This is a genomic window from uncultured Algibacter sp. (genome assembly GCF_947495925.1).
Lineage (GTDB): Bacteria > Bacteroidota > Bacteroidia > Flavobacteriales > Flavobacteriaceae > Algibacter_E.
The window spans coordinates 39,778-65,286 of the sequence record NZ_CANMAU010000001.1 but is presented as its reverse complement, the minus strand read 5'-3'; the positions used below and the strand labels follow the sequence as shown (position 1 = coordinate 65,286).

Annotated in this window: 30 protein-coding genes; 24 read left to right on the top strand and 6 right to left on the bottom strand. The window is 34.1% G+C overall.

The window, feature by feature from the left end:
• Positions 1 to 32: 32 nt before the first annotated feature.
• Positions 33 to 626 carry an FMN-binding negative transcriptional regulator gene (locus Q0857_RS00325; protein WP_298530509.1) on the bottom strand — a complete coding sequence of 198 codons (594 nt, stop codon included), beginning with the start codon at positions 624 to 626 and terminating at the stop codon, positions 33 to 35.
• 45 nt (positions 627 to 671) lie between these two features.
• On the opposite strand from Q0857_RS00325, the gene radC reads away from it, so the two are divergent.
• Genes radC through Q0857_RS00295 form a run of 6 tightly spaced genes read left to right on the top strand, consistent with a single transcriptional unit; the run spans position 672 to position 6,239 of the window.
• Positions 672 to 1,370: a DNA repair protein RadC gene (gene radC / locus Q0857_RS00320; RefSeq protein WP_298530506.1), complete on the top strand. Its 699-nt coding sequence runs from the start codon at positions 672 to 674 to the stop codon at positions 1,368 to 1,370.
• The gene (locus Q0857_RS00315) at positions 1,370 to 2,671 is read left to right on the top strand and encodes a polysaccharide deacetylase family protein (protein ID WP_298530503.1); all 1,302 of its coding nucleotides are present in this window, start codon (positions 1,370 to 1,372) and stop codon (positions 2,669 to 2,671) included. The genes radC and Q0857_RS00315 overlap by 1 nt, the downstream gene beginning before the upstream one ends.
• On the top strand, positions 2,661 to 3,350 hold the full coding sequence (locus tag Q0857_RS00310; protein WP_298530501.1) for a YjjG family noncanonical pyrimidine nucleotidase: 690 nt from the start codon (positions 2,661 to 2,663) through the stop codon (positions 3,348 to 3,350). The genes Q0857_RS00315 and Q0857_RS00310 overlap by 11 nt, the downstream gene beginning before the upstream one ends.
• A 27-nt stretch (positions 3,351 to 3,377) precedes the next feature.
• On the top strand, positions 3,378 to 3,941 hold the full coding sequence (locus Q0857_RS00305; protein ID WP_298530498.1) for a hypothetical protein: 564 nt from the start codon (positions 3,378 to 3,380) through the stop codon (positions 3,939 to 3,941).
• Positions 3,938 to 5,356, top strand: coding sequence for a DUF5723 family protein (locus tag Q0857_RS00300; protein ID WP_298530496.1), 1,419 nt, complete (start codon positions 3,938 to 3,940; stop codon positions 5,354 to 5,356). Before Q0857_RS00305 ends, Q0857_RS00300 begins: the two co-directional genes overlap by 4 nt.
• Entirely contained in the window at positions 5,346 to 6,239 is an 894-nt protein-coding gene (locus tag Q0857_RS00295; RefSeq protein ID WP_298530494.1) for a hypothetical protein, read from the top strand. The genes Q0857_RS00300 and Q0857_RS00295 overlap by 11 nt, the downstream gene beginning before the upstream one ends.
• Positions 6,240 to 6,335: 96 nt before the next feature.
• On the opposite strand, the gene Q0857_RS00290 is transcribed toward Q0857_RS00295, so the two are convergent.
• On the bottom strand, positions 6,336 to 7,619 hold the full coding sequence (locus Q0857_RS00290) for a replication-associated recombination protein A (protein WP_298530491.1): 1,284 nt from the start codon (positions 7,617 to 7,619) through the stop codon (positions 6,336 to 6,338).
• Positions 7,620 to 7,811: 192 nt separating this feature from the next.
• Here Q0857_RS00290 and Q0857_RS00285 point away from each other — a divergent pair, with 192 nt between their 5' ends.
• Positions 7,812 to 8,534, top strand: coding sequence for a rhomboid family intramembrane serine protease (locus Q0857_RS00285; protein WP_298530489.1), 723 nt, complete (start codon positions 7,812 to 7,814; stop codon positions 8,532 to 8,534).
• Here Q0857_RS00285 and rlmB read toward each other — a convergent pair.
• The 4 genes from rlmB to Q0857_RS00265 form a co-directional block, all read right to left on the bottom strand.
• Positions 8,531 to 9,265, bottom strand: coding sequence for a 23S rRNA (guanosine(2251)-2'-O)-methyltransferase RlmB (gene rlmB, locus Q0857_RS00280; protein ID WP_298530486.1), 735 nt, complete (start codon positions 9,263 to 9,265; stop codon positions 8,531 to 8,533). The two genes, Q0857_RS00285 and rlmB, sit on opposite strands and share 4 nt — an antisense overlap.
• 155 nt (positions 9,266 to 9,420) lie before the next feature.
• Positions 9,421 to 10,986 carry a RagB/SusD family nutrient uptake outer membrane protein gene (locus tag Q0857_RS00275; protein WP_298530483.1) on the bottom strand — a complete coding sequence of 522 codons (1,566 nt, stop codon included), beginning with the start codon at positions 10,984 to 10,986 and terminating at the stop codon, positions 9,421 to 9,423.
• An 11-nt stretch (positions 10,987 to 10,997) separates the two neighbouring features.
• Entirely contained in the window at positions 10,998 to 14,075 is a 3,078-nt protein-coding gene (locus Q0857_RS00270) for a SusC/RagA family TonB-linked outer membrane protein (RefSeq protein WP_298530480.1), read from the bottom strand.
• Between the two features lie 117 nt (positions 14,076 to 14,192).
• Positions 14,193 to 15,821 carry a hypothetical protein gene (locus Q0857_RS00265; RefSeq protein WP_298530477.1) on the bottom strand — a complete coding sequence of 543 codons (1,629 nt, stop codon included), beginning with the start codon at positions 15,819 to 15,821 and terminating at the stop codon, positions 14,193 to 14,195.
• 244 nt (positions 15,822 to 16,065) lie between these two features.
• Between Q0857_RS00265 and rpsL the strand changes: the two genes are divergently transcribed.
• The 17 genes from rpsL to rplE all read left to right on the top strand — a co-directional run bounded on the left by rpsL (position 16,066) and on the right by rplE (position 25,506).
• Positions 16,066 to 16,440: a 30S ribosomal protein S12 gene (rpsL, locus tag Q0857_RS00260; protein ID WP_019386263.1), complete on the top strand. Its 375-nt coding sequence runs from the start codon at positions 16,066 to 16,068 to the stop codon at positions 16,438 to 16,440.
• 21 nt (positions 16,441 to 16,461) lie between these two features.
• Entirely contained in the window at positions 16,462 to 16,938 is a 477-nt protein-coding gene (gene rpsG, locus Q0857_RS00255; protein WP_298530474.1) for a 30S ribosomal protein S7, read from the top strand.
• 6 nt (positions 16,939 to 16,944) lie between these two features.
• Positions 16,945 to 19,071 (top strand): elongation factor G, encoded by a 2,127-nt coding sequence (gene fusA / locus Q0857_RS00250; RefSeq protein ID WP_298530471.1) that lies wholly within the window; start codon positions 16,945 to 16,947, stop codon positions 19,069 to 19,071.
• An 11-nt stretch (positions 19,072 to 19,082) separates the two neighbouring features.
• Positions 19,083 to 19,388, top strand: coding sequence for a 30S ribosomal protein S10 (gene rpsJ / locus Q0857_RS00245; RefSeq protein ID WP_007650482.1), 306 nt, complete (start codon positions 19,083 to 19,085; stop codon positions 19,386 to 19,388).
• 142 nt (positions 19,389 to 19,530) lie between these two features.
• Complete coding sequence (gene rplC / locus Q0857_RS00240; RefSeq protein ID WP_298530467.1) at positions 19,531 to 20,148, top strand: 50S ribosomal protein L3; 618 nt, start codon at positions 19,531 to 19,533, stop codon at positions 20,146 to 20,148.
• A complete protein-coding gene (gene rplD, locus Q0857_RS00235; RefSeq protein WP_298530464.1) occupies positions 20,148 to 20,777 on the top strand; it encodes a 50S ribosomal protein L4 in 630 nt (209 codons plus the stop codon). Before rplC ends, rplD begins: the two co-directional genes overlap by 1 nt.
• 7 nt (positions 20,778 to 20,784) lie before the next feature.
• A complete protein-coding gene (gene rplW, locus Q0857_RS00230; protein WP_019386269.1) occupies positions 20,785 to 21,075 on the top strand; it encodes a 50S ribosomal protein L23 in 291 nt (96 codons plus the stop codon).
• 10 nt (positions 21,076 to 21,085) lie between these two features.
• Entirely contained in the window at positions 21,086 to 21,913 is an 828-nt protein-coding gene (gene rplB / locus Q0857_RS00225) for a 50S ribosomal protein L2 (RefSeq protein ID WP_298530461.1), read from the top strand.
• A 3-nt stretch (positions 21,914 to 21,916) separates the two neighbouring features.
• Positions 21,917 to 22,195 (top strand): 30S ribosomal protein S19, encoded by a 279-nt coding sequence (gene rpsS, locus Q0857_RS00220; RefSeq protein ID WP_139001944.1) that lies wholly within the window; start codon positions 21,917 to 21,919, stop codon positions 22,193 to 22,195.
• A gap of 6 nt (positions 22,196 to 22,201) precedes the next feature.
• Positions 22,202 to 22,612 carry a 50S ribosomal protein L22 gene (gene rplV, locus Q0857_RS00215; RefSeq protein WP_298530454.1) on the top strand — a complete coding sequence of 137 codons (411 nt, stop codon included), beginning with the start codon at positions 22,202 to 22,204 and terminating at the stop codon, positions 22,610 to 22,612.
• Positions 22,613 to 22,619: 7 nt separating this feature from the next.
• Entirely contained in the window at positions 22,620 to 23,339 is a 720-nt protein-coding gene (gene rpsC / locus Q0857_RS00210; RefSeq protein ID WP_092847748.1) for a 30S ribosomal protein S3, read from the top strand.
• Between the two features lie 21 nt (positions 23,340 to 23,360).
• Positions 23,361 to 23,780 carry a 50S ribosomal protein L16 gene (gene rplP / locus Q0857_RS00205; protein ID WP_298530451.1) on the top strand — a complete coding sequence of 140 codons (420 nt, stop codon included), beginning with the start codon at positions 23,361 to 23,363 and terminating at the stop codon, positions 23,778 to 23,780.
• Positions 23,781 to 23,792: 12 nt separating this feature from the next.
• A complete protein-coding gene (gene rpmC, locus Q0857_RS00200) occupies positions 23,793 to 23,984 on the top strand; it encodes a 50S ribosomal protein L29 (RefSeq protein WP_298532135.1) in 192 nt (63 codons plus the stop codon).
• A gap of 12 nt (positions 23,985 to 23,996) precedes the next feature.
• Positions 23,997 to 24,254, top strand: a complete 258-nt coding sequence (gene rpsQ / locus Q0857_RS00195) for a 30S ribosomal protein S17 (RefSeq protein ID WP_019386276.1) — start codon at positions 23,997 to 23,999, stop codon at positions 24,252 to 24,254.
• Positions 24,255 to 24,256: 2 nt separating this feature from the next.
• Positions 24,257 to 24,625, top strand: a complete 369-nt coding sequence (gene rplN / locus Q0857_RS00190) for a 50S ribosomal protein L14 (RefSeq protein ID WP_298530448.1) — start codon at positions 24,257 to 24,259, stop codon at positions 24,623 to 24,625.
• Between the two features lie 15 nt (positions 24,626 to 24,640).
• Positions 24,641 to 24,952, top strand: coding sequence for a 50S ribosomal protein L24 (gene rplX / locus Q0857_RS00185; RefSeq protein WP_298530445.1), 312 nt, complete (start codon positions 24,641 to 24,643; stop codon positions 24,950 to 24,952).
• 2 nt (positions 24,953 to 24,954) lie between these two features.
• Positions 24,955 to 25,506, top strand: coding sequence for a 50S ribosomal protein L5 (gene rplE, locus Q0857_RS00180; protein ID WP_298530442.1), 552 nt, complete (start codon positions 24,955 to 24,957; stop codon positions 25,504 to 25,506).
• Positions 25,507 to 25,509: the final 3 nt, after the last annotated feature.

Genomic DNA, 25,509 nt, shown 5'->3' with positions numbered 1-25,509 from the left:
TGATTTGAATATAAGTTAGTAACAAGTATAGACTATATAAGGTTTTTAAGAAATGGTTCAATATCTTTTTGGTTATTTGCAATAAGGGCTTCTTTAGCTACGATTATATCTTTTTTAGGTTTATCTTGTGACAATTTAAATTTCCCTTCCCAATTCATTATAGTTATTTCAAACATACTAATATATTCTATATATTTTGCCATGCTTGAGTTGTCACTATTCAAGATGAATTTGTTTTCTGGCCCTTCCAAAAATGCAGTCATGTCAATTAAAGACTGTTTTAAGAGTGACTTGTTTTTAATCGTTTTTACGCTACCTTTTAAATGTACTTTAATATAATTCCATGTTGGTAATCGACTTTTTTCAAATAGGCTAGGTGAAATATAACTATCTGGTCCAGAAAAAACAACCGTAATGGGTTCGTTATTATTTAATAGTTGAGTTTGTGGGTTGTGTTTATCAATGTGTCCAATAAGTTTCCCTTCTTCATTATAGATTAGAGGGAGATGGGTTATAAAGGGGACATTGTTCTTAGTCGAAATAATGGTAGCTAAAGGATATGCCTTTATAACTTCAATTATTTGAGTTATGTTATCTGACTGATGGTATTTAGGTGGATATTTCAAAACTTTTCTATTGTTTGTGAAAATTACAATATTTATATTTATCAAATGCAAGAAAAACCAGAGTCCTTTTCAATTAAAAATTGGAGTCAAGATGATCAACCTAGAGAAAAATTACTACATAAAGGGAAAGCGGTATTAAGTGATGCCGAATTAGTTGCGATTTTAATCGGTTCTGGTAATAAAGAAGAAAGCGCTGTGGCTTTATGTAAGCGTATTTTGGTAAGTACAAATAACAACCTCAATGAATTAGGTAAACGTTCTGTTAAACAGCTTATGGGGTTTAAGGGAATAGGAGAGGCAAAGGCTATAAGTATTGTGGCTGCTTTGGAGTTAGGAAGGAGGAGAAGGGCAGAAGATGTTTTGGAGAAAACGAAAATTACTTCCAGTAGTTCAGTTTTTGAGATGATGCACCCCGTTCTCGGTGATTTACAACATGAAGAATTTTGGATTATTTATTTGAATAATTCAAACAAGGTGCTTCAGAAAAATCAGCTTAGCAAAGGAGGCATAACAGGAACACTTGTTGATGTTAGATTGGTTTTAAAAATGGCTTTAGAAGTTGGGGCTACGGGTTTAATCCTTGTGCATAATCACCCTTCAGGAACATTAAAGCCCAGTGAAGCCGATAAGCAAATTACTCAAAAGCTTAAAGTGGCTGCTATAAGTATGGACATAAAAGTACTTGATCATTTAATTATAACCGAGAAAGCATATTTTAGTTTTGCTGATAAAATCCTATTGTAATGCTTTTAGTTTATACACATAAAAAATCACCTAGATTAAATTATATTTTCAAACATATTTGTACCAGAGTACTTGGTGTAAAGGTTGGTTTTACTGCTAAAATTGAAGAATTTATAGCACATGATGGCTTGAAAATGTCATACGCTAAACAACAACTAGGGAATGAGTTTTTTATAAAAAGTCACGACATATTGTTTGAGCAAGGTTTAAGTGATGTAGAGATTAACGTTCATAAATGGGATGAGACTAAGTGTTTCTTTTATGTTGGAGAAAAGAGCTCTATGCCTTTTGATATTTTTTCTGCAGCATTCTATATGTTATCTAGATATGAGGAATATATGCCTCATGTAAAGGATGAATATGGACGTTTTACAGCAAAAGAAAGCTCAGCTTTTAAAGAAGGCTTTTTGAAACAACCTGTTGTTGATATTTGGGCTTACAAGTTTAAAGAAGCGTTACAAAAACAATTTCCAGAGTTTGAATTCCCTCAAAGACAATACAACGTTGTTCCTATTATTGATGTACCAAGCCCGTATAATTATAAGTTGAAGGGATTGATGCGGTCTTTTGGAGGTATATTTCTTGATTTATTTAGATTGAGAATTAAAAACTTGTATTTTAGGTTTGCGGTCTTGCTTGGCTTTAAACATGACCCAGATGATACATTTAAATATATTATAAATAGGCAGAAAGTGTCTAAGTTTAAATTTCTTTTGTTTTTTTTAATTGGAGATTATTCTACTTATGATAAAGGCATAAACCCGAATAAGAAAAAGTATGTTTCACTTATTAAGCATGTTGCAGACTATTGTAAAGTAGGTCTTAAAATTTCTTTTCTTGCGATTGAAGACGAGGCTATTCTAAAAAAAGAGAAAATTAAAATTGAAGACATATTGAATACGAATTTAAGAGCCTCACGACAGTCTTTCTCAAAGCTTAATTTACCAGATTCGTATAGAAACCTTATTTCATTAGAAATTCAGGAAGATTATACCATGGGTTATGTAAATCAGATTGGATTTAGAGCTGGATCATGTACACCTTTTTTGTTTTACGATTTAGATTATGAGGTGCAAACTCCATTAGTGGTATTTCCATATCAGGTTATGGATAATGCCTTATTAATGCACAAATCACTTCTTGATAAGAAGAAAGTTATGAATGAAATAATAGAGGCGGTTAAAAAAGTTAATGGTACTTTTATTCCTCTTTTTCATAATTACACTTTCAACGATGATGTTAGATGGAAGGGGTTTAAAGAATTATTTAATATAATTATAGATTCTGCTAATGAAGCTTAAAAATATAAAAGATGTTTTTTTTGACTTAGATCATACACTTTGGGATTTCGATAAAAATTCTGCTCTAGCTTTTGAAAAGATTTTTAAAATAAATAATTTAGAAATACCTCTACAAGAGTTTATTTCTCACTACGAACCTATTAATCTTAAATATTGGAAACTTTATAGGGAAGAACAAATAGGAAAAGAAGAGTTACGATTTGTTCGACTCAATGAAACGTTTCAAGCTATTGATTTTAAAATAGATGAACATATAATTTATAAGCTTTCAGATGATTATATAAATCACTTAACCTCCTTTAATTATTTGTTTGATAATACGTGCGATGTTCTTGATTATTTGAGTTTGAACTATAATTTGCATATCATTACGAATGGTTTTGATGAGGTGCAACATAAAAAATTAGTTCTGTCAAATATTATTAAGTATTTTAAAACAGTAACTAATTCTGAAATGGTTGGTGTTAAAAAACCTAATCCTAAGATATTTAATTATGCTATAGAAAGCGCATACGCAAACGTAAATGAAAGCGTTATGATTGGAGATAGTTATGAAGCTGATATTTTAGGTGCTAAAAACATAGGAATGGATGTCATTCTTTTTGATGCTAAAGGTATTGGAATTGATAAAGATGTCAAACAAATAAATGAGCTCACTAAATTGAAATTTTATTTGTAATCTTCATAAAATATTTAAAGATTCTTTATGATAAGAAAAGCCCTGAGTAAGATAATCTATGTTTTGTATATTTTAATAATATTCGGTTCTTGTGCTAAAGATGTGGACTTTGAACAAGCTAGGGACTATGTGTTTACTCCAGTAATAGAATCAAGTCTGGTGTTTTTTGACGAACCAGCTCCATCATTTTTGGACTCGGGTGTCGAAATTGAAATTATTCAAGACTTTGTTTTCATTGAATTTTTTGATGATGATTTTATTTTAGATAATTTAGTTAAGGCGGAGTTTGATTTTGAAACTATAAATTCTATAAATAGAAGATTTGAATTACGTGTAGATATGCTCGATGTAGCCAATCAATTGCAACATACATTTACAGTTATTCAAGAGGCTTCTCAAACAGGAGAAGATGTACTTTCATCACATATTGAAACATTTGAAGATGATTCCCTCCAAGCTCTTAAAAACACGAGTTTCATTTTATTTACTTACAGGTTATTACCCGGGCCTACTATAAATGAGGATACCCCTGGCTCCATTCAATTAAAATCAAAAGCTGTTTTTTATTTTGAAATTGAAGATGCATTATGAAAATTAGAAGCACTTTAATACTATTTTTATTATGGTTTGTTTCTTTTTCTCAGAACAAACAAATCGTTTATGGGTTTTTAGAAATCCCTCAATCTTTAATACTTAATCCTGGGGGTAAGGTTGGTAATAAAGGCTATATTGGGGTGCCACTACTATCTCATATTCATGTTAATGGTGGAACTACTGGGGCAACGGTATATGATGTTTTTGCCAATGATGGTGTTAATTTCAACACCAAACTTCGTAATGCAGTTAATAGCATGAATGATAATGATTATATAAGTTTTAATCAACAATTGGATCTGTTTTCCGCAGGGTTTGCCTTTGGAAGTAGCTATGAAAAAAATGAATATCTCAGTTTTGGGTTGTATCAGGAATTAGATATGATTAATTATTTTCCGCAAGATTATGCCATTTTAGCTCTAGAAGGTAATCAGAATAATATAAATAAGGTGTTCGATTTGAGTGATTTTAGCCTAAGTGCTGAAGTTATATCTGTTTTTCATATGGGTTATAATAAGAAAGTAAACAGCAAACTTAATTACGGCTTTAGAGGAAAAATTTATTCAAGTATAGTTAATGTAAATTCAACTAGAAATAAAGGCAGGTTTGTTACTGTGCCTGGCAATGATAATGTTTATGATCATATTTTTGATTTAAACCTTAAACTGAGAACGTCAGGAATAGCTAGTTTAGATGATGATCAAAATTCAGATTCGGAGGGCGCAATAAAAACAATTGCTAACCGGGTATTATTTGGAGGTAACCTTGGATTAGGGTTTGATGTTGGGTTTAGTTATAACATAACCAAACAATGGACAGTAGATGGTAGTTTGTTAGATATTGGTTTTATTCACCACAGTAAAGATGTTGAAAATCATGAACTCAAAGGGGATTATGTATTTGAAGGAATTAATCCAATTTTTCCAGAATCTAACGGTAGTGAAACGGCAGATGATTATTGGAGTGAAATTGAAGAGGACTTTGAAGAGTTATTTAATATTGACGTTACTAATAAAAGCTATACAACCTGGAGGCCAATTAAGCTGAATGCATCCTTAAACTATGCGTTCGGCGAAAAAAAAGAAGAGGACTGTAATTGCATCAAGGAGGAGTTAGGTTATTTAAACGCTACAGGGGTTCAATTATATGCTGTTAATAGACCAAGACGACCCCAATTAGCATTAACAACTTATTATTATAGATATCTGTTTAAAGGATTAAGATTAAAAGCAACTTACACTATAGATTCATACTCTTTTTATAATTTGGGCATTGGGTTGTCAGCGCATATTGGAAGAATGAATTTTTATGCAATGGCAGATAATTTTATCCAATATAAAAACATATATGATGCAGAAGGAGTATCTTTACAACTAGGGTTTAACTATATTTTTAAAAAAAATGAGAACTAAATTTTTTTCTTCACTAATTACATGTATTCTAATCTCTTCTGTCTTTGCTCAAAAAAGTATTAACAATTATAAATATGTGATTGTTCCTAATAAGTATGATTTTTTGAAAGAGAATGATCAATATCAATTGAATTCCCTAACTCAATTTCTATTTGAGAAGTACGGTTTTGAAGCTATTATGGAAGGAACTGATTATCCCGAAGATTTGAATTTTAATAGGTGTTTAGCATTAGATTCTGATGTTATTAAGGATTCAAGCATGTTTACAACTAAGTTAAAAGTTGTACTTAAGGATTGTAATGGTAAGCTAGTTTATGAGTCGGTACTAGGAATAAGTAGGGAAAAAGAATTTAAAATAGCTTATAATAAAGCGCTGCGTGAAGCTTTTAAGTCTTTTGAAACTGTTAATTATTCGTATAGACCAGATGATGGTGTCATAGGCTTAGGTGCTACGGCAGTTGTAAAAAGTGAGTCAGAGGAAATCAAGCAATTAAAACAACAGATTCAAGAATTGGAAAGTGAAAAAGAGGTTGGAGCTAGTAAAGTTAGTGAGAATTCATCTAATGCTTCATTAGCTGTTCCTGCGGTTGTGGCAACAACGGCTGTGGTAGCTAAAGAAACTCCAAAGCCTGTTAATGAAACCGTGGAGGAAAATTCGAAGAAAGTCTTAGATAGTGTGCTGTATGCTCAAAAAATTGAAAATGGATATCAGCTAGTTGATAGTTCACCAAAGGTGGTTTATAAAGTAAAAAAAACAAACCTTGAAAATGTGTTTTTAGTAGAAGGTAAAAGTGCTGTAGTTTTTAAGATAGGTGATGATTGGGTGGTTGAGTATTATGAAAACAATGTGTTAAAACAAAAAACTTTAAATATTAAGTTTTAAGGCTGATTTAAGATATTGTTTTGTAGTTAGAGTAGTGTTTTAGATATTCTCGGCTAATTCAAATCTGAAATAAATTGAAGGTAAGAGATTAAACGTTCAGTAATTATATTTGTCTTTCCAACGTTGCTTTAAAAACTCTCGGTGTGCATTTTCTCTAGAATTGTTTCCTGGCTCATAAAACTTTGTGTTTTTTATTTCATCTGGTAGAAATTCCTGATCTGCAAAATTGTTGTTGTAGTTATGAGCATATTTATAATTGTCACCATACCCTAGTTCTTTCATGAGTTTAGTGGGGGCATTTCGTATTTCAAGAGGCACACTTAAATCTCCAGTTTCTCGAACTAATTTTTGTGCATTACCAATAGCCATATAAGAGGCATTGCTTTTAGGTGAGCAAGCCAAATATGTTGCACATTGACTCAGTATAATTCTTGATTCTGGATATCCAATTGTGGAAACTGCTTGAAACGTGTTATTAGCAATTACTAAGGCCGTAGGGTTTGCATTACCTATATCTTCGCTCGCCGAGATTAACAATCTGCGGGCTATAAATTTAACATCTTCGCCGCCTTCTATCATGCGTGCCAACCAATAAACGGCTCCATTAGGATCGCTACCACGAATAGATTTTATAAATGCAGAAATAATATCATAATGTTGGTCTCCTGTTTTGTCATAACGAACGGTATTATTCTGAACTTTTTGAAGTACAACTGCATTCGTAATTTCAATTACTTCACTATCAAAGGTGTTGACAATGAGTTCGAATATGTTAAGCAATTTTCTGGCATCTCCTCCTGATATTTTTAGTAATGCAGCAGTTTCCTTGAGAGTGATTTTTTTTCTGGACAGTAGGTCATCAGTGGTGATTGCTCTTTTTAATAGGGTTTCTAGATCTTGTTTATTAAAAGCATTGAGTATGTAGACTTGACAGCGCGATAAAAGAGCCGGTATAACTTCAAAACTTGGGTTTTCAGTGGTGGCTCCTATTAAAGTAATCCAACCTTTTTCCACCGCTTGTAAAAGTGAATCCTGTTGAGATTTACTAAATCTATGAATCTCATCTATAAACAAAATAGGGTTTTTGGTGGTAAATAAGCCACCACTTTGTTTGGCTTTTTCAATAACGTCTCTAATATCTTTTACCCCTGAATTTATAGCACTTAAGGAATAAAAAGGACGTTGAGACTCTGTTGCTATAATATTAGCCAAAGTAGTTTTACCAGTTCCTGGAGGACCCCAGAATATCATTGATGGAATTAAGCCATGCTGAATATGTTGGGTTAATGAACCATTTTTACCTATCAAATGATTCTGACTGACATAGTCTTTCAGGTTTTTTGGTCTAAGGCGTTCGGCTAAAGGTTCATTGGCATTCATAACTGTAAAATTAATGTAATTTATTTAAGTTTTTAGGGCTACATTTCAGAAAAATATGGTACTCCTTCTAGTACTATTTCTTTTCGTGAAAAATAAAAGGATTTCAAACAAGCTATTTTATCACTTACCCTCAATGTCTGACAATTTAGCATTTAAGTTTATGTTGGTTAAGAATTTGTTATATTTAATTTAATGGATAATAGCAGTCAATTTAGGTTTTCAACAGGAGTGGTGGCTTACCCTGTTTTCTTTGTGCTTATTATTTGGTTGGTATTTTGGTTTGAAGTGCGTTTTGGTTATAACTTTGGTAAATACGGAATTTACCCTCATACATTAGAAGGCCTAAGAGGAATTATGGTAAGTCCCTTTTTTCATGGTGATATAGAGCATATTTATCATAATACGATGCCATTATTAGTGCTCTCAATGGCATTGTTTTATTTTTACAGGCCTATTGCCTGGAAAGTTATCTTGCTTGGTATTCTGTTTTCTGGTTTTTTTACATGGTGTATTGGCAGACCATCGTATCATATCGGTGCTAGTGGCCTTATTTATGTTTTGGTTAGTTTCACTTTTTTTAAGGGTGTTTTTGCTAAATATTATAGGCTTATTGCATTATCTCTTGTAGTGGTTTTTATGTATGGCAGTATGATTTGGTATACATTACCTATTGAAAAAGGAATTTCTTGGGAGGGTCATCTTTCAGGATTAATTACAGGGTTGGTATTCGCTTTGTTTTTTAGAAAGGAAATTGCAAAACCTAAGAAATATGTTTGGGAACAAGAAAACTATAATGAAGAGGATGATCCGTTCCTAAAACATTTTGATGAAAATGGGAATTTTATAGAAAATATAGAGGAAGACAAGGAGTCTTCAGTAGTTAATTATACCTACAAAGAAAATAAATCAGATTAACGCCTTTGCCTTACCACTTCATATAAAAAAGCACCACAAGCTACAGATACATTCAAAGATTCAATCTCACCAAGTAATGGGAGTTTTGCTCTTGCATCCGAAACTTTAATGATAGATGGGTTAATTCCGCGGCCTTCAGAACCCATAACAATAGCGCAAGGCTCGGTAAATGACACATCGTAAATAGTGTTGGTCGTTTTTTCTGTAGCAGAAATAACTTTGATACCTGATGCTTGCATGAAAAATACAGCATCTTTTATGTGGTCAACTTTGCAAATGGGAATTTTAAATACTGCTCCGGCACTTGTTTTTATAGTGTCTCCATTAACAGGAGCTCCACCTTTTTTTTGCACAATAATACCATCAACGCCTGTGCATTCGGCAGTTCTAATAATGGCACCAAAATTTCTAACATCGCTTAATTGATCTAATAGTAGAAATAATGGCGTTTTACCAGATTCTATAACATTCATAACTAAATTCTCCATGTCAAAAAATTCAATAGGAGATATTTGAGCAACTGCCCCTTGGTGATTTTTGTTAGTTAGGCGGTTTAATTTTTCAATAGGCACATAAGACTTGTTAATGGATTTTTTGTTTACCAAGGATTCAAGTTCTGAAAATAGATCGCCTTTTAGCCCCTTTTGAAGAAATACTTTATCTATGGTTTTTCCTGAATTAACGGCCTCAATAATGGCTCTTATTCCGAATATTTGTGTTTGATTTTCCATTGGGGTAAAGGTAGTAAATCAATTTTAAGAAGAAGATTGTCCGATAAATAGTTTAACTTTTTACTCTTAATAATTGATTAGAGTTTTATTTAATCAAATAAAAAAAACCACTTTCTTATAGAAAGTGGTTTTTAGTATTGTAAATTTCTACTCTTTTAATTGAAAGTAGGAAGATTTGAATCATCTGTTCTTGCTGGTACAGTACTAATATCGTAATGAGGAACAACCCCAGTTGGATCAGCATTTACACCCCCAAAAGTATATAATTCCTCTTCAATTACCTGTAATTCTGTTGCAGGTACTGGGAAGTGTCTGAAAGTTCCAACTTGTAATTGATTGGTTCTTCTTCTATCAAAGAATCCAGTTCCGCAACCTGAATTGAATAGTTCTACATAACGCTCGTAAAAAATGGCGTCCATGATTTCAGTCTTAGATGCACTTGCAGCTAAAGGAGGCAAATTACCTCTAGTTACCCTAGAACTTTCATTAACAGTAGTAACTGCATCTCCAAGTTGATCTAATCTAGCTTGCGCTTCAGCTAACAATAATCTATTGTCTTCAAGCATAAAGGATTTGAGTTGTTTAGAATCTACGCCATCAGAAAAATTATCACCATTTTTATAACGCATGTTAATATAGTGAGAGAAATGAAACTGACCTCTATCTGGAAAGAAGACAATGTTTTCTCTAAATTCAAAATCCTTGCCTTCTCCAACTCTGGCATCATCGGTAGTCATTTCTGGGTTCTCTAAAACATCACCTGCAGTTGCTGGATAGAATTCTGGTTGACTAGGATCTAGCAAATTAACTACTCTCATGTCTAATCTACCTCCAAAAGTTCCAAAACCATTTGGCGATTCGCTAAAAACAAAAACATTACTCCACCAAATTACACCATTATCTCCTGTTGGTCCAAAGTCTTCCGTTATTCCATTTTGAGTAAGTGTTTTTATCGTGTTCCAGTCAATAGCATTAGTTTCATCCATAAATCTTGCTGATTGAACAATGAATCTAGCTTTAAAAGAATTACACATTTTGATTAACCCAGCGCTATTAGGCGTCATACCATTGATAAAGTTGTCAGTTAGCGTAAAATCATTACTTGACGCTATAGTTATTGCCGCATCTAAGTCTGCTACGGCTTGAGCAATTAATTCTTGATAAGTAACAAATGGCAATTTTTGCGAAATATCAGTATTCTCATCAACAATGAATCCTTTTTCAAAAAGTAATCCTAAGTAACCGTATGCTATACCCCTTAAAAAATGAGCAGAGGCCTTAACTTGAGGTGTTCTATCTACATCGTTTTCAATCCATTCAATACCGTCATTATTTATGGCACCCAAAACATCATTTGCAGAAGATATAGAAGCATAATTACCTTGCCATGGCTGCTCCACAACATTGGCGTCTGCCCAAGAAGCAGCGTTAAGCATTGGGTTTCTTGGTTCCCACGATAAAGACCGCATTCCATAGTTACCCCAAGAAGCAGTACCATGATCAGCGGCAACACATAGAGCTGCGTATGTATCTCTATTATTAGCTTGCCACCAGGTTGTGTAACCACCACCTACAACTGCATTTAAATCTGCACCTACAGCTACTACTTGCTGTCTATCTGGATTGTTAAGGTTTTTAACCGCATCCATGTCATCAGCACATGATATAAACATAAGTACAAAACTCATGTATACAATATTATTAAATTTTAATATTTTCATTTTGTTTTTTTTTAAAAGTTTAATTGCACAGAAAAGCTATACGATCTAGTAGTAGGATAAGGAAAGTTATCCACTTTAAATACATTAGGGTCACCACCAGGGGTATTCGCGTCATTACCAAGACCATTAGTATCTCTACTTGTTAAGTCCGATCTAGATGCTTCAGCTTGATTTGTAATTTCCGGATCGAAACCACTATAGTCTGACCAAGTGATTAGGTTTCTACCAATAAAACCTAGTCTAACACTCTCAATGAATTTACCAACGTTACCCATTTGGTCACCGTTAAGCGTGTAATAAAGAGAAAGTTCCCTAAGTTTAACAAACGAACCATCTTCTATAAAACCAGAACTTGGGTTACCAGTATTGTAAAGACCTGCGTAAAAGGCTGCTGGAGTCTGTGAATTTGCAGAAACTGCATGCCTTGTATCACGATATAACCATTGGTTAGTTCTATTATAAATATCACCACCTTGTTTCCAGTCGAAAAGGGAGTAAAATGCCCAATTCTTATATTTCAGAGAGGTGTTTATACCCATTCTAAAGTCTGGAGTAATATCACCAATTACGAAAAAGGCATTACCTTCATCATCAACTCGGGCAACAGGTGTTGATCCAGTTCCTGCATCAACCACATAACCTTCACCATTTACGACATAATCACTAGGATTAAGACCTGCTGGCAAATCTGATAAAGATCTAATAAAATCCGTACCATACATAATACCAAAGTTTTGACCTTCTTCTACTCTAAAGAAAGTTGTGTTCTGAGTTCCTGGTCCCGTTAGGTATGAAGGAACATCTAGGCGTGTGATTTTTTGTTTAGATTTATCCCAAACGATTCCTAAATTCCATGAGAAATTCTCATTTCTAATAATATCATAGTTTAAAGAAGCTTCAAGAGTTGTACCTTCTATTTCTCCAGCATTTCTCCACTGAGAACCAAAGCCTGTAGCTGCAGATAATGGAACATTAAGAATTTGATCGTCTGTTACTGCTCTCACATAATTAAATTCAAAATTAAAACGATCTAAGAAGTCAACATTAATACCTAATTCTAGTTCACCTGTTTTAGCAGGTTTTAATTGATTATTACCAATAGTTGATTTAGTTGCTGCTCCATTTCTTAATGTAAAAGTTTCAAATCTCATTTCATAAGTTGGTCTAATACCAGCTGTACCATATGATGCTCTTAATTTTAATTCTTGAATACCTGGGATTTCAAAATCTTCAGTTAACCTGTAAGCAAAACTCGTTCTAAAATAATTCGCCCATCTAGTGTCGGGGCCGAATAAAGAAGATCCTTCACGTCTTACAACCCCACTAAATATATATTTCTTTTTATAATCAATATCTGCAATGGCAAAATAACTATCAGATATAATGGTTTGAGCTTCTGAAGCTAAAGCTGGTCTATCTTTGATATTGTCTAATGAACGAATACCAGAGACAGCTAAATTATAACCTTCGGCATTATTAAATGAACTATTATATCTTTCATTTAAGTAACTTAATCTAAAGTTTAAATTAAAAGCGTCATCCTCACCAAAAGCTTGAGAGAATAATGCATTAAACCTAATATTTTGTGCACGACCGTTGAAATTAGATCTTTGGATAAAACCTATATCCTTAGCTTGTCCATCAGGGCTGTCAGACAAATAACCTTTTGGTATATAGTTTTCAAAGGCGTTGTTTTCGTAATCATAAGAATAAGAACCATTTAAGGTTAGCCATGGCATAATTTTATAGTCTAAAGCTACATTACCTAAAACTCTATTTCTTCTTTCTTGTCTGTCATTATTAGCTAATTGATAAAGTGGGTTTCTGTTATTCCCATCAATAGTGTCAAAGTCATAATTGTAAGGCGAGCCATCTTCTTCATTAGGAGCAAGCATATCATGTATTGGTTCTGACATTAAGGTAGCAAAAAGAACATTCGCAGTGGATCCAGAATTAATCCCAGCATCTCTTCTTGAGTTACCATAAAAAAGAGATGTTTTTAAGTTCAATTTTTCAGATAATTTACTATCTAAGTTTAATCTGAAGTTGTCTCTTCTGTAATTATCAACCTCCTTGAAAATTCCTTCATCATCCAGTCTTGAATAAGAGAATAAATATCTCACACTTTCACTACCTCCATTCACAGAGGCAAAATGCGAATTGAATTGACCTGTTTGAAAGACTCTATCTTGATTATCATACAAGGGACTGCCTGCTGGATAAGGATTATCTGCAAATCCATCTGGATCAAGTTGTCTTGAGCCTGTAGATAAATCAAAATCGGAACCATCAGGAAGCATTAAGAACTTATGCGTGTTTGCTAAATCATATTCAGCATTCACATTTCTCCAACCAATTTCAGATCTATATGTAACATTTACTTTATCCCCATATTTACCGCGTTTAGAAAATATTTGGATCACACCATTTGCCGCTCTAGACCCGTATAATGAGGCTCCAGCTGCACCTTTGGCAACCTCAATACGATCGATATCTTCCGTATTGATATCTGCTAAGCCTCCCTCTAAGATAACACCATCTAAGATAATCAAAGGGTTTTGACCAGTTGCTAATGAATTGGCTGTTCTTAATTGGATGTTCACGTCACTACCTGGTTGTCCACCAGAAGGAGAAACGGAAACACCTGAAATTTTACCTTGAAGGGCTTGGCCTGCATTTGGTTGTGGAACATTATCCAGAAGCTCATTGTTCACTTGTCCTAAAGCAAAACTTAATTCCTTAATTGATTTTCCTGATGCACTACCAGTAATAACAACCTCCTCTAAGGACTCCGCGTCTTCAGTCAATGTTACGTTGAGTGTGCTTGACGATCCAACAACAACCTCCTGAGTTGAATAACCAACAAAACTATAAACTAGAGTATCTCCAGAATTAGCTTGAATAGAATAGTTACCATCAAAATCTGTTGAGGTACCATTTGTTGTACCCTTAACTAAAACAGTAGTTCCTGGCAATGGTAAACCTGATCCATCCGAAACTGTTCCTGAAATAGTTTTTTCTTGTGCAAACGTTATTTGCACGACAAACGCTAGTAGTAGCGTTAGAATTCCACTAAACTTTGTTTTCATTTTATAATTATTTGAATTAGTCAATGCCAAAAATCATAATAAAAAGTTAATAAAACAATAAATAATGGTTAAAATTTACCAATTTGTGCAAAATCGTTGAAAAATTGTAAGCTAAAACTAAAATTTTGAAGTTAAACTTAAATGAACTTTTGAGTTTGATAGCTTAAATGAAACATCTTCACTTTTGCCATTTGCATAATTGAATCGGAATAATCCTGCTTTGGTTAAAAGTCCAAAACCAAAGCCATAACCAAAGAGTTTTTGATTAGAATTGATTATTTGGTTTTCAAAGTATGCCGCGTCTATTATGGTGTGCACATAAATAGAATTGGAAATTTGGTAACGATATTCTGTATTAATAACACCATAGAGTGTCGCATAAAGACTGTTTTCTTCAAATCCCCTAATGGAATTAATTCCTCCAAACCTCAATAATTCATTTTCAAAGTATGAATCTGAAATCAAACTAGCGCCATTCACTCTAAAAAAGAAACTATTCTTTAAATTAAGATTAAAGATTTTATTGGCATCCAATAATAGTTGTGTTTGTTGTTCTGAAGAACTAACACTCGTTCTTTCTCCGAATCCTGTTTCTATGAAAGCTCTGGAATTTATTGGAAAAAGTATGTTGCGATTTTGAGGTTCTATAAATTGATAGGCAAATGTAAAGTATTGAGTTTTATAGTCTGTTATTGATGATACGATGTCTTCGGATAAAAGATTGTTTGATTCTGAGGTAATAACACCACCAAAAATCTTATGTTTGGAATTAATTTGATAATGGAGTTTTGCAGATTGATTTGTAGTTGTAAATGATGAATCTCTTCTAAAGATGCGTAATTGAAGATCAACTCCTATGGGGGATTTAAATAGGTAGGGCAGTGAAACATCGGCTTCAAATGTTTGTTGGTCGTTTTCATCACTCTTATATAATAAGTGGAAAGATTCTCCGAAATTTAAATTATTGATAAGATTTAAATTCAAATAACCATCAAATTGTAGTTTATTAGTTTCTTCATTTGTACCAAAACCTAGAAAACCATCAAAGGCATTACTCTTTGATTTTTCAAGATAAAGAAACAATGTGGTGGAATCTTTAGTGAATAATACTTCAGGAGATTTTAGTTCATTGGCAAAATTTAAACTATTGAGTTCTGCCGTTTTCTTTCTAATAGCTTCTAAATTAAATTCTTGCTTTCGTTTAATTTTTAAATAGTGTCTTAAATATGAACGCGGAAACTTCTCATAACCTTTAATAACTATTTTATCGGTTGTTCTTTTGTTGTTATTCTTACTAAGAATCAAATCGGCTTTTAAGAAATTAGATTTATCATCTTTTCTAAAATTGTCGAGCTTCAATTTTGAGAAAGGTTGTCCGTTTTGCGATATTTCATTATTAATAAAAGTTAATGCGTTTTCAACATCAGAAATATTAAGAATAAAGTAATTGTCTTGAACATCTTTAGAAATAAAATTTAAGTGATCCTTTTTTATATCTGTTTTACTATAATATATATGTATACTGCTGAATTGTTTTTTTAGGTGTATTTGGGCGTGAAAGCTACTGTCGTTTTTCTTTTTTATGGCGAGCAACTTATTTTCTATATAGCCAATGGTTCTGAGAGTGTTTTGAATAGAATCTATTTCTGATTGTATAGAGATAAAGTTAATATGGCTTTTTGAATAATTTAAGGAGTCTAATATTTTGGTTTCTCCTTTGGAATATCCGTCAATTTTTAAATGCAAAGTTTGACCTAATCCTTTTGAAAGGAAACTTAGAAATATTATTAGGATTAAAAGGGAAGGTTTTTGCAATTTTTAAAAGCTATTTTTTCTGTAAATCTAACGGAAAATCTAAGCTTATAATATAGGTGTAGAAGTAATTTTTACTTTCTATTGAAAATTAATGATTTAGGGTTTGAATTTCAAATTTTAATTTCTACATTTGCACCCCTCTTAGAAGAGGATAATAAAATTTATATTAATATATATGCCAACAATTTCGCAATTAGTAAGAAAAGGAAGAGCCAAAATAACCAAGAAGAGTAAATCGGCTGCTTTAGATTCTTGTCCGCAAAGACGTGGTGTGTGTACTCGTGTTTACACAACAACTCCTAAAAAACCTAACTCAGCAATGCGTAAGGTAGCAAGGGTTCGTTTAACAAACGGAAACGAGGTTAATGCATACATCGGTGGTGAAGGACATAATTTACAAGAGCACTCGATAGTATTGGTTAGAGGTGGAAGGGTAAAAGATTTGCCAGGAGTTAGATATCACATTGTACGTGGTGCTTTAGACACAGCAGGTGTTTCAGGTAGAACGCAACGTAGATCTAAGTATGGTGCTAAACGCCCTAAAAAGTAATTAAAACTTTAAGAAGAAGACATGAGAAAAAGAGCAGCAAAAAAGAGACCGCTTTTACCAGATCCACGTTTTAACGATCAGTTAGTAACTCGTTTCGTTAACATGATGATGTGGGATGGAAAGAAGTCTATCGCTTTTAAAGTATTCTACGATGCAATTGATATTGTAGATTCGAAAAAAACAGACGAAGAAAAAACAGCTTTAGAGATCTGGAAAGATGCGTTATCAAATGTGATGCCTCACGTAGAAGTACGTAGTCGTCGTGTTGGTGGTGCAACATTCCAAATTCCAATGCAGATTCGTCCGGATAGAAAAGTATCAACAGCTATGAAATGGTTGATTGGTTATTCTAGAAAACGTAATGAAAAATCTATGGCCTTACGTCTGGCTTCGGAAATTTTAGCTGCGGCTAAAGAAGAAGGAGCGGCTGTTAAGAAAAGAGTTGATACTCATAAAATGGCTGAAGCAAACAAAGCGTTCTCTCACTTTAGATTTTAATAGGACATGGCAAGAGATTTAAAATTCACTAGAAATATAGGTATTGCTGCACATATTGATGCAGGAAAAACTACTACTACAGAGCGTATTCTTTATTATACAGGTGTGTCTCATAAAATTGGAGAAGTGCATGATGGTGCTGCTACAATGGACTGGATGGAGCAAGAGCAAGAAAGGGGTATTACAATTACTTCTGCTGCTACAACCTGTGAGTGGAAGTTTCCAATTGAAAATGGACAACCAACTCCTGATACTAAAGGGTATCACTTTAATATAATTGATACTCCAGGGCACGTTGATTTTACTGTAGAGGTAAATCGTTCTTTACGTGTGCTTGACGGGTTAGTATTCTTGTTTAGTGCAGTTGATGGTGTTGAGCCGCAATCTGAAACTAACTGGAGACTTGCAGATAACTATAAAGTGCCTCGTATCGGTTTTGTTAATAAAATGGACCGTCAAGGGTCAAACTTTTTAGGTGTTTGTCAGCAGGTAAAAGATATGTTGAAGTCTAACGCTGTGCCAATTGTTTTAAACATTGGTGATGAGATGGACTTTAAAGGGATTATTGATTTAGTTAAGAATCGTGCTATAGTGTGGCATGATGAAACTCAAGGGGCGACTTTTGATGTGATCGATATTCCAGAAGATATGAAAGAAGAAGCGCGTAAGTATCGTGCACTTTTAATTGAAGAAGTTGCAACTTACGATGAGAATCTTTTAGAAAAATTCATGGAAGATGAAGATTCTATTACAGAAGAAGAAGTGCATGCTGCGCTTAGAGCTGCTGTAATGGATATGGCTATCATTCCAATGATTTGTGGTTCTGCATTTAAAAATAAAGGGGTTCAATTTTTATTAGATGCTGTTTGTCGTTACTTACCATCTCCTACAGATAGAGATAACATTGTAGGTACCGATCCAAGAACAGGAGAGGAAGCGATACGTAAGCCAGATGTTAAAGATCCATTTTCGGCTTTAGCGTTTAAAATTGCTACAGATCCTTTTGTAGGTCGTTTAGCATTCTTTAGAGCATACTCGGGTCGTTTAGATGCTGGTTCCTACATCTTGAATAACCGTTCTGGTAAAAAAGAACGTATTTCTCGTATCTATCAAATGCACTCTAATAAGCAAAATGCTATCGATTATATTGAAGCAGGAGATATAGGTGCTGCTGTTGGATTTAAAGACATTAAGACTGGTGATACTATGTCTGATGAAAAGAATCCTATTGTATTAGAATCTATGGACTTCCCTGATCCAGTAATTGGTATAGCGGTTGAGCCTAAAACAAAAGCAGATGTTGATAAATTAGGGATGTCTTTAGCTAAATTAGCAGAAGAGGATCCGACATTTACTGCTAGAACTGATGAAGCTTCAGGACAGACTATTATTTCTGGAATGGGTGAGCTTCACTTAGATATTATTGTTGACCGTCTTAAACGTGAGTTTAAGGTTGAAGTAAATCAAGGTCAACCACAAGTTGAGTACAAAGAAGCAATTACTCAAGCTGCTGATCATAGAGAGGTTTATAAAAAACAATCTGGTGGTCGTGGTAAATTTGCTGATATTGTATTTACAATCGAGCCAGCTGAAGAAGGTGCTACAGGACTTCAGTTTGAATCTATAATTAAAGGTGGTAACGTTCCCAAAGAATTTATCCCTTCAATTGAAAAAGGATTTAAAATGGCAATGGTTAACGGACCATTGGCAGGTTACGAAGTTGATGCTATGAAAGTAACATTGAAAGACGGATCTTACCATGATGTAGATTCTGATCAATTATCTTTTGAATTAGCTGCGAAACTTGGATTTAAAAACTCTGCAAAAGCTGCAAAAGCAGTGATTATGGAACCTATCATGAAACTTGAGGTAATTACTCCTGAAGAAAATATGGGTGATATTGTAGGTGATTTAAATAGACGTCGTGGACAAGTAAGTGATATGGGAGATAGAGCTGGTGCAAAAACAGTTAAAGCTACTGTGCCATTATCTGAAATGTTTGGATATGTTACAACATTAAGAACATTATCGTCTGGTCGTGCAACGTCAACAATGGAATTTTCTCACTATGCTGAAACGCCTTCAAATATTTCTGAAGAAGTTATCAAAGCAGCTAAAGGTGTAGAAGCTTAAAATCTAAGAAAATGAGTCAAAAAATCAGAATAAAATTAAAATCTTACGATCATAACTTGGTAGATAAGTCTGCTGATAAGATTGTAAAAACAGTAAAAAGTACTGGTGCTGTGGTAACTGGGCCAATTCCATTACCAACACACAAGAAAATTTTCACTGTATTACGTTCTCCTCACGTAAACAAGAAATCAAGAGAGCAGTTTCAATTGTCGTCTTACAAGAGATTATTGGATATCTACTCGTCATCATCAAAAACTATTGATGCCTTGATGAAACTAGAGTTACCAAGTGGTGTTGAAGTAGAGATTAAAGTATAGTTTGCCTTTCCTTCGAAAGGAGGAATTTAAACATGTCCCACCGATGCGGTCGCGGGAAAAACGGAAAAATACAATTCAAGGCTGAAATGTATTTCGGCCTTGAATTTTAAATAGCAAATAGTAATAAATTAAATAAATAATTATGTCTGGGTTAATTGGAAAAAAAATCGGTATGACCAGCATCTTTGATGAAAACGGGAAGAATATTCCTTGTACAGTAATTGAAGCTGGGCCATGCGTAGTTACCCAAGTCAGAACTGAGGAAGTTGATGGTTATTCAGCTGTTCAATTAGGTTTCGATGACGCGACAGAGAAAAGCGCTACTAAAGCAGACTTAGGTCATGCTAAAAAAGCGGGTACTTCTGTAAAACGCAAAGTTGTTGAATTCAAAGGTTTTGATGAGGGGTACAAATTAGGAGATGCTATCACTGTAGAACACTTCAACGAAGGAGAATTTGTTGATGTAGCAGGAACATCTAAAGGTAAAGGATTTCAAGGTGTTGTAAAGCGTCATGGTTTCGGTGGTGTAGGTCAAGCTACGCACGGTCAACATAACCGTTTAAGAGCACCAGGATCTATTGGAGCAGCATCTTATCCTGCGCGTGTTTTCAAAGGAATGAAAATGGCAGGAAGAATGGGTGGAGATACAGTTAAAGTTCAAAATTTAAGAGTTTTAAAAGTAGTTACTGAAAAGAATCTACTTGTGGTTAAAGGATGTGTTCCTGGTCACAAAAACGCTTATGTAATTATTAGAAAATAATGAAAGTAGCAGTTTTAGATATAAACGGAAAAGACACAGGTAGAAAGGCAGACCTTTCTAAAGATGTGTTTGCTATTGAGCCTAATAATCACGCAGTTTATTTGGATGTTAAACAATATTTAGCAAACCAAAGGCAAGGAACTCATAAATCTAAAGAGAGAGGGGAGATTTCTGGTTCTACGCGTAAGATTAAAAAGCAAAAAGGAACTGGTACAGCAAGAGCAGGTAGTATTAAGTCTGGTGTATTTAAAGGTGGTGGTCGTATGTTCGGTCCAAGACCAAGAAATTACAACTTCAAGCTTAATAAAAACTTAAAGCGTTTAGCACGTAAATCTGCCTTAAGTATCAAAGCAGGAGAGAAGTCAATTATGGTTTTAGAAGACTTTAATTTTGACGCTCCAAAAACAAAAAACTTTACAGCGGTTTTAAAGGCTTTAGAGCTTGAAAACAAAAAATCTCTGTTTGTGTTGGGTGGGTCAAATAATAACGTATATTTGTCATCGCGCAATTTAAAAGGCTCTGAGGTTATAACTTCTTCAGAATTAAGTACTTACAAGATTTTAAATGCAAATCAAGTAATACTTTTAGAAGGTGCTTTAGAAGGAATTGAAACAAACTTAAGTAAATAAGAAACAGATGAGTATCTTAATTAAACCTATAATCACAGAAAAAGCGACTGCAGATAGCGAGTTAAGAAACTGCTATACTTTCGCGGTGAACACAAAGGCGAACAAGGTAGAAATCAAAAAAGCGGTGGAAGCTGCTTATGGTGTTTCTGTTGAAAAAGTTCGTACTATAAATGTCCGTCCAGATCGTAGTACCAAGTTTACAAAAACTGGTATTCAACATGGTAAAACAAATGCTGTTAAAAAGGCAATTGTACAACTGGCGGAAGGTGAAATGATTGATTTATACAGTAACATGTAATTAGACAAAAATGTCAGTAAGAAAATTAAAACCAATCACACCAGGACAGCGTTTTAGAGTAGTAAATGGTTATGACGCCATTACTACTGATAAGCCGGAAAAGAGTTTACTCGTTCCGAACAAAAGGTCTGGTGGTAGAAACAGTCAAGGAAAAATGACCATGCGCTATATCGGTGGAGGTCATAAGAAAAAGTATCGTATTATCGATTTTAAAAGAGACAAAGCAGGGATTCCTGGTGAAGTTGCTTCTATCCAATACGATCCAAACAGAACAGCTTTTATTGCTTTATTGAATTATCAAGATGGTGAGAAAAGATACATTATTGCACAAAATGGACTTCAAGTAGGGCAAAATGTAGTATCTGGTAAAGAAGGTGTTGCTCCAGAAATTGGAAACGCAATGCCATTAAGTGAAATTCCATTAGGAACAATTATTTCTTGTATTGAGTTGCGTCCAGGTCAAGGAGCTGTTATGGCTCGTAGTGCTGGTGCATTTGCTCAGTTAATGGCAAGAGATGGTAAGTTTGCTACAGTTAAATTACCTTCAGGAGAAACAAGATTGATTCTTGCTAACTGTATGGCTACAATTGGTGTTGTGTCTAACTCAGATCATCAATTATTAGTTGGTGGTAAGGCTGGTAGAACAAGATGGTTAGGAAGACGACCACGTACAAGACCAGTAGTTATGAATCCAGTTGATCATCCGATGGGTGGTGGTGAAGGTAAATCTGCAGGTGGACATCCTCGTTCTAGAAACGGTATTCCGGCTAAAGGTTTCAGGACCCGTTCTAAGACTAAGGCAAGTAATAAATATATTGTAGAACGTAGAAAGAAATAAGACATGGCAAGATCATTAAAAAAAGGACCTTACGTTCATTATAAATTAGAGAGAAAAGTAGCTGCAAATGTTGAATCTAACAAAAAGACAGTAATTAAAACTTGGTCTAGAGCCAGTATGATTACTCCTGATTTTGTTGGGCAAACTATAGCAGTGCACAATGGCCGTCAATTTGTACCAGTATATGTTACTGAAAACATGGTAGGTCATAAGTTAGGAGAATTTTCACCAACACGTTCATTCCGTGGACATGCAGGTGCTAAAAACAAAGGTAAAAAGTAGTAAGCTATGGGAAGTCGTAAAAAACAAATGGCAGACGCTATTAAGGAAGCTAAAAAGCAAGTTGCTTTTGCTAAACTTAATAATTGTCCTACATCACCAAGAAAAATGCGCTTAGTAGCCGATTTAGTAAGAGGCGAAAAGGTAGAGAATGCACTTAATATTTTGAAATTCAACCAAAAAGAAGCATCTGGTCGTTTAGAGAAGTTGTTATTATCAGCTATCGCTAACTGGCAATCTAAGAATGAAGATGCTGATGTTGAATCTGCAGAATTATTTGTAAAAGAGATAAAAGTGGATAGCGGATCTATGTTAAAAAGATTGCGTCCAGCACCTCAAGGTCGTGCACACCGAATTAGAAAACGTTCTAACCATGTAACATTAGTGGTAGGAGCTAATAATAATAACACACAAGCTTAATAAAAGTATGGGACAAAAGACAAATCCAATCGGAAATCGCTTAGGAATTATCAGAGGATGGGAATCTAACTGGTACGGAGGAAACGATTATGGTGATAAACTTGCCGAAGACGATAAGATTAGAAAATACGTTCACGCGCGTTTATCTAAAGCTAGTGTAAGTAGAGTAATCATCGAGAGAACTTTAAAACTTGTAACCGTTACTATCACTACGGCTAGACCTGGTATTATTATCGGAAAAGGCGGTCAAGAGGTAGACAAGTTAAAAGAAGAGCTTAAGAAAATTACTGGAAAAGAAGTTCAGATTAACATCTTCGAGATTAAAAGACCTGAACTTGATGCATTTTTAGTAGGATCTAGTATTGCTCGTCAAATTGAAAACAGAATTTCATACAGACGTGCAATTAAGATGGCTATCGCTGCTACAATGCGTATGAATGCTGAAGGAATTAAAATCCAAATTAGTGGACGTTTAAATGGTGCTGAAATGGCACGTTCTGAGCACTACAAAGAGGGACGTATTCCTTTATCAACCTTTAGAGCCGATATTGATTATGCTTTAGTTGAAGCACATACTACTTATGGTAGATTAGGTGTAAAAGTATGGATCATGAAAGGTGAAGTATATGGTAAAAGAGAACTTTCTCCGCTTGTTGGATTATCTAAGAAGCAAGGAAAAGGTGGAGCCGGAAGAGGTGGAAACAAAGGACCTCGTCGTAGAAAGTAATTTTTTATAAAGTAAAGAAAAATGTTACAGCCTAAAAGAACAAAATTTCGTAAACAACAAAAAGGACGCATGAAAGGTCTCTCTGGAAGAGGGCATCAACTTTCAAATGGTACTTTTGGAATAAAAGCATTAGACGCTACGTTTATTACCGCTCGTCAAATTGAAGCAGCTCGTATTGCCGCTACACGTTACATGAAAAGAGAAGGTCAACTTTGGATTAAAATATTTCCAGACAAGCCTATTACAAAAAAGCCTCTTGAAGTACGTATGGGTAAAGGTAAAGGTGCTGTAGAATTATGGGTAGCTGTATGTAGACCAGGTCGTGTTTTATTTGAAATAGGTGGTGTGCCATTAGACGTTGCAAAAGAAGCATTACGTTTAGCAGCACAAAAACTACCTGTAAAAACTAAGTTTTTAATTGCTCGCGATTACGAAGCATAATAATTTAAGATGATGAAACAATCAGAAATTAAAGAATTATCAGTAGCTGAGTTACAAGAAAAACTTGGTGAAACAAAAAAGAGTTATTCAGACCTAAAATTGGCTCATGCAATATCTCCTTTAGAAAATCCAATTCAATTACGTTCAGTAAGAAGAACTGTAGCTAGAATTGCGACTGAATTAACTAAAAGAGAATTACAATAATTCTGCTGAAAGATGGAAACAAGAAATTTAAGAAAAGAACGTATAGGAGTTGTTACTAGTAACAAAATGCAAAAATCAATTGTTGTTGCAGAGGTTAAAAAAGTAAAGCACCCTATGTATGGTAAGTTTGTGTTAAAAACGAAGAAATACGTTGCACACGACGAAACAAACGATTGTAATATTGGAGATACTGTTAAGATCATGGAAACAAGACCTTTAAGTAAATCTAAATGTTGGAGATTAGTGGAAATTTTAGAAAGAGCTAAATAATTATGGTACAACAAGAATCAAGATTAAAAGTAGCAGATAACACTGGAGCAAAGGAAGTTTTAACTATCCGAGTTCTTGGTGGAACTAAAAGAAGATACGCTTCTGTAGGAGACAAAATTGTTGTTTCTGTAAAAGATGCCACTCCTAATGGAAACATTAAAAAAGGAGCGGTTTCAACGGCAGTTGTTGTGCGCACTAAGAAAGAAGTAAGAAGACCAGACGGATCTTATATAAGATTTGATGATAATGCATGTGTTTTATTAAACCCAACAGGTGAGATGAAAGGTACGCGTGTTTTTGGTCCTGTTGCTAGAGAACTTCGTGATAAGCAATTCATGAAGATTGTATCATTAGCACCAGAAGTGCTTTAATACATTAAAATTAAGATGACAAAGCTTAAAATAAAAACTGGAGATACTGTAAAAGTTATTACTGGAGACCATAAAGGATCTGAAGGTAAAGTACAAAAAGTATTGATAGAAAAGAACAAAGCGATTGTTGAGGGTGTAAACATGGTGAAGAAACATACTAAACCAAGTGCACAAAATCCTCAAGGTGGAATCGTAGAGAAAGAAGCAGCTATTCATATTTCTAACTTATCATTGTTAACTTCAAAAGGAGAAACAACTAGAGTTGGATATAGAATAGAGGATGGAAAAAAAGTAAGATTTTCAACAAAATCTAATGAAGTAATATAGTTATGGCATATTCACCAAGACTTAAAGAAGAGTATAAAAGCAAAGTAATTGCAGCTCTTACAGACGAATTTGGATATAGTAATGTAATGCAGGTTCCTAAGCTTAGTAAGATAGTGATATCTAAAGGTGTTGGAGCAGCAGTTGCAGACAAGAAGTTAATTGACTACGCTGTAGAAGAGTTAACAACTATATCTGGGCAAAAAGCGATATCTACATTATCTAAAAAGGATGTGGCATCTTTTAAATTACGTAAAGGTATGCCAATTGGGGCAAAAGTAACTTTACGTGGAGAAAGAATGTATGAGTTTTTAGATCGTTTAGTAACTTCAGCACTACCACGTGTTAGAGATTTTAACGGAATTAAAGCTACAGGATTTGATGGTAGAGGTAACTATAATTTAGGAGTTACTGAACAAATTATTTTCCCAGAAATAAACATTGATAAAGTGAATAAAATTTCTGGAATGGATATTACATTTGTAACTACTGCCGATACTGATAAAGAAGCAAAATCATTATTAACTGAATTAGGATTACCTTTTCAAAAGAACTAAGTT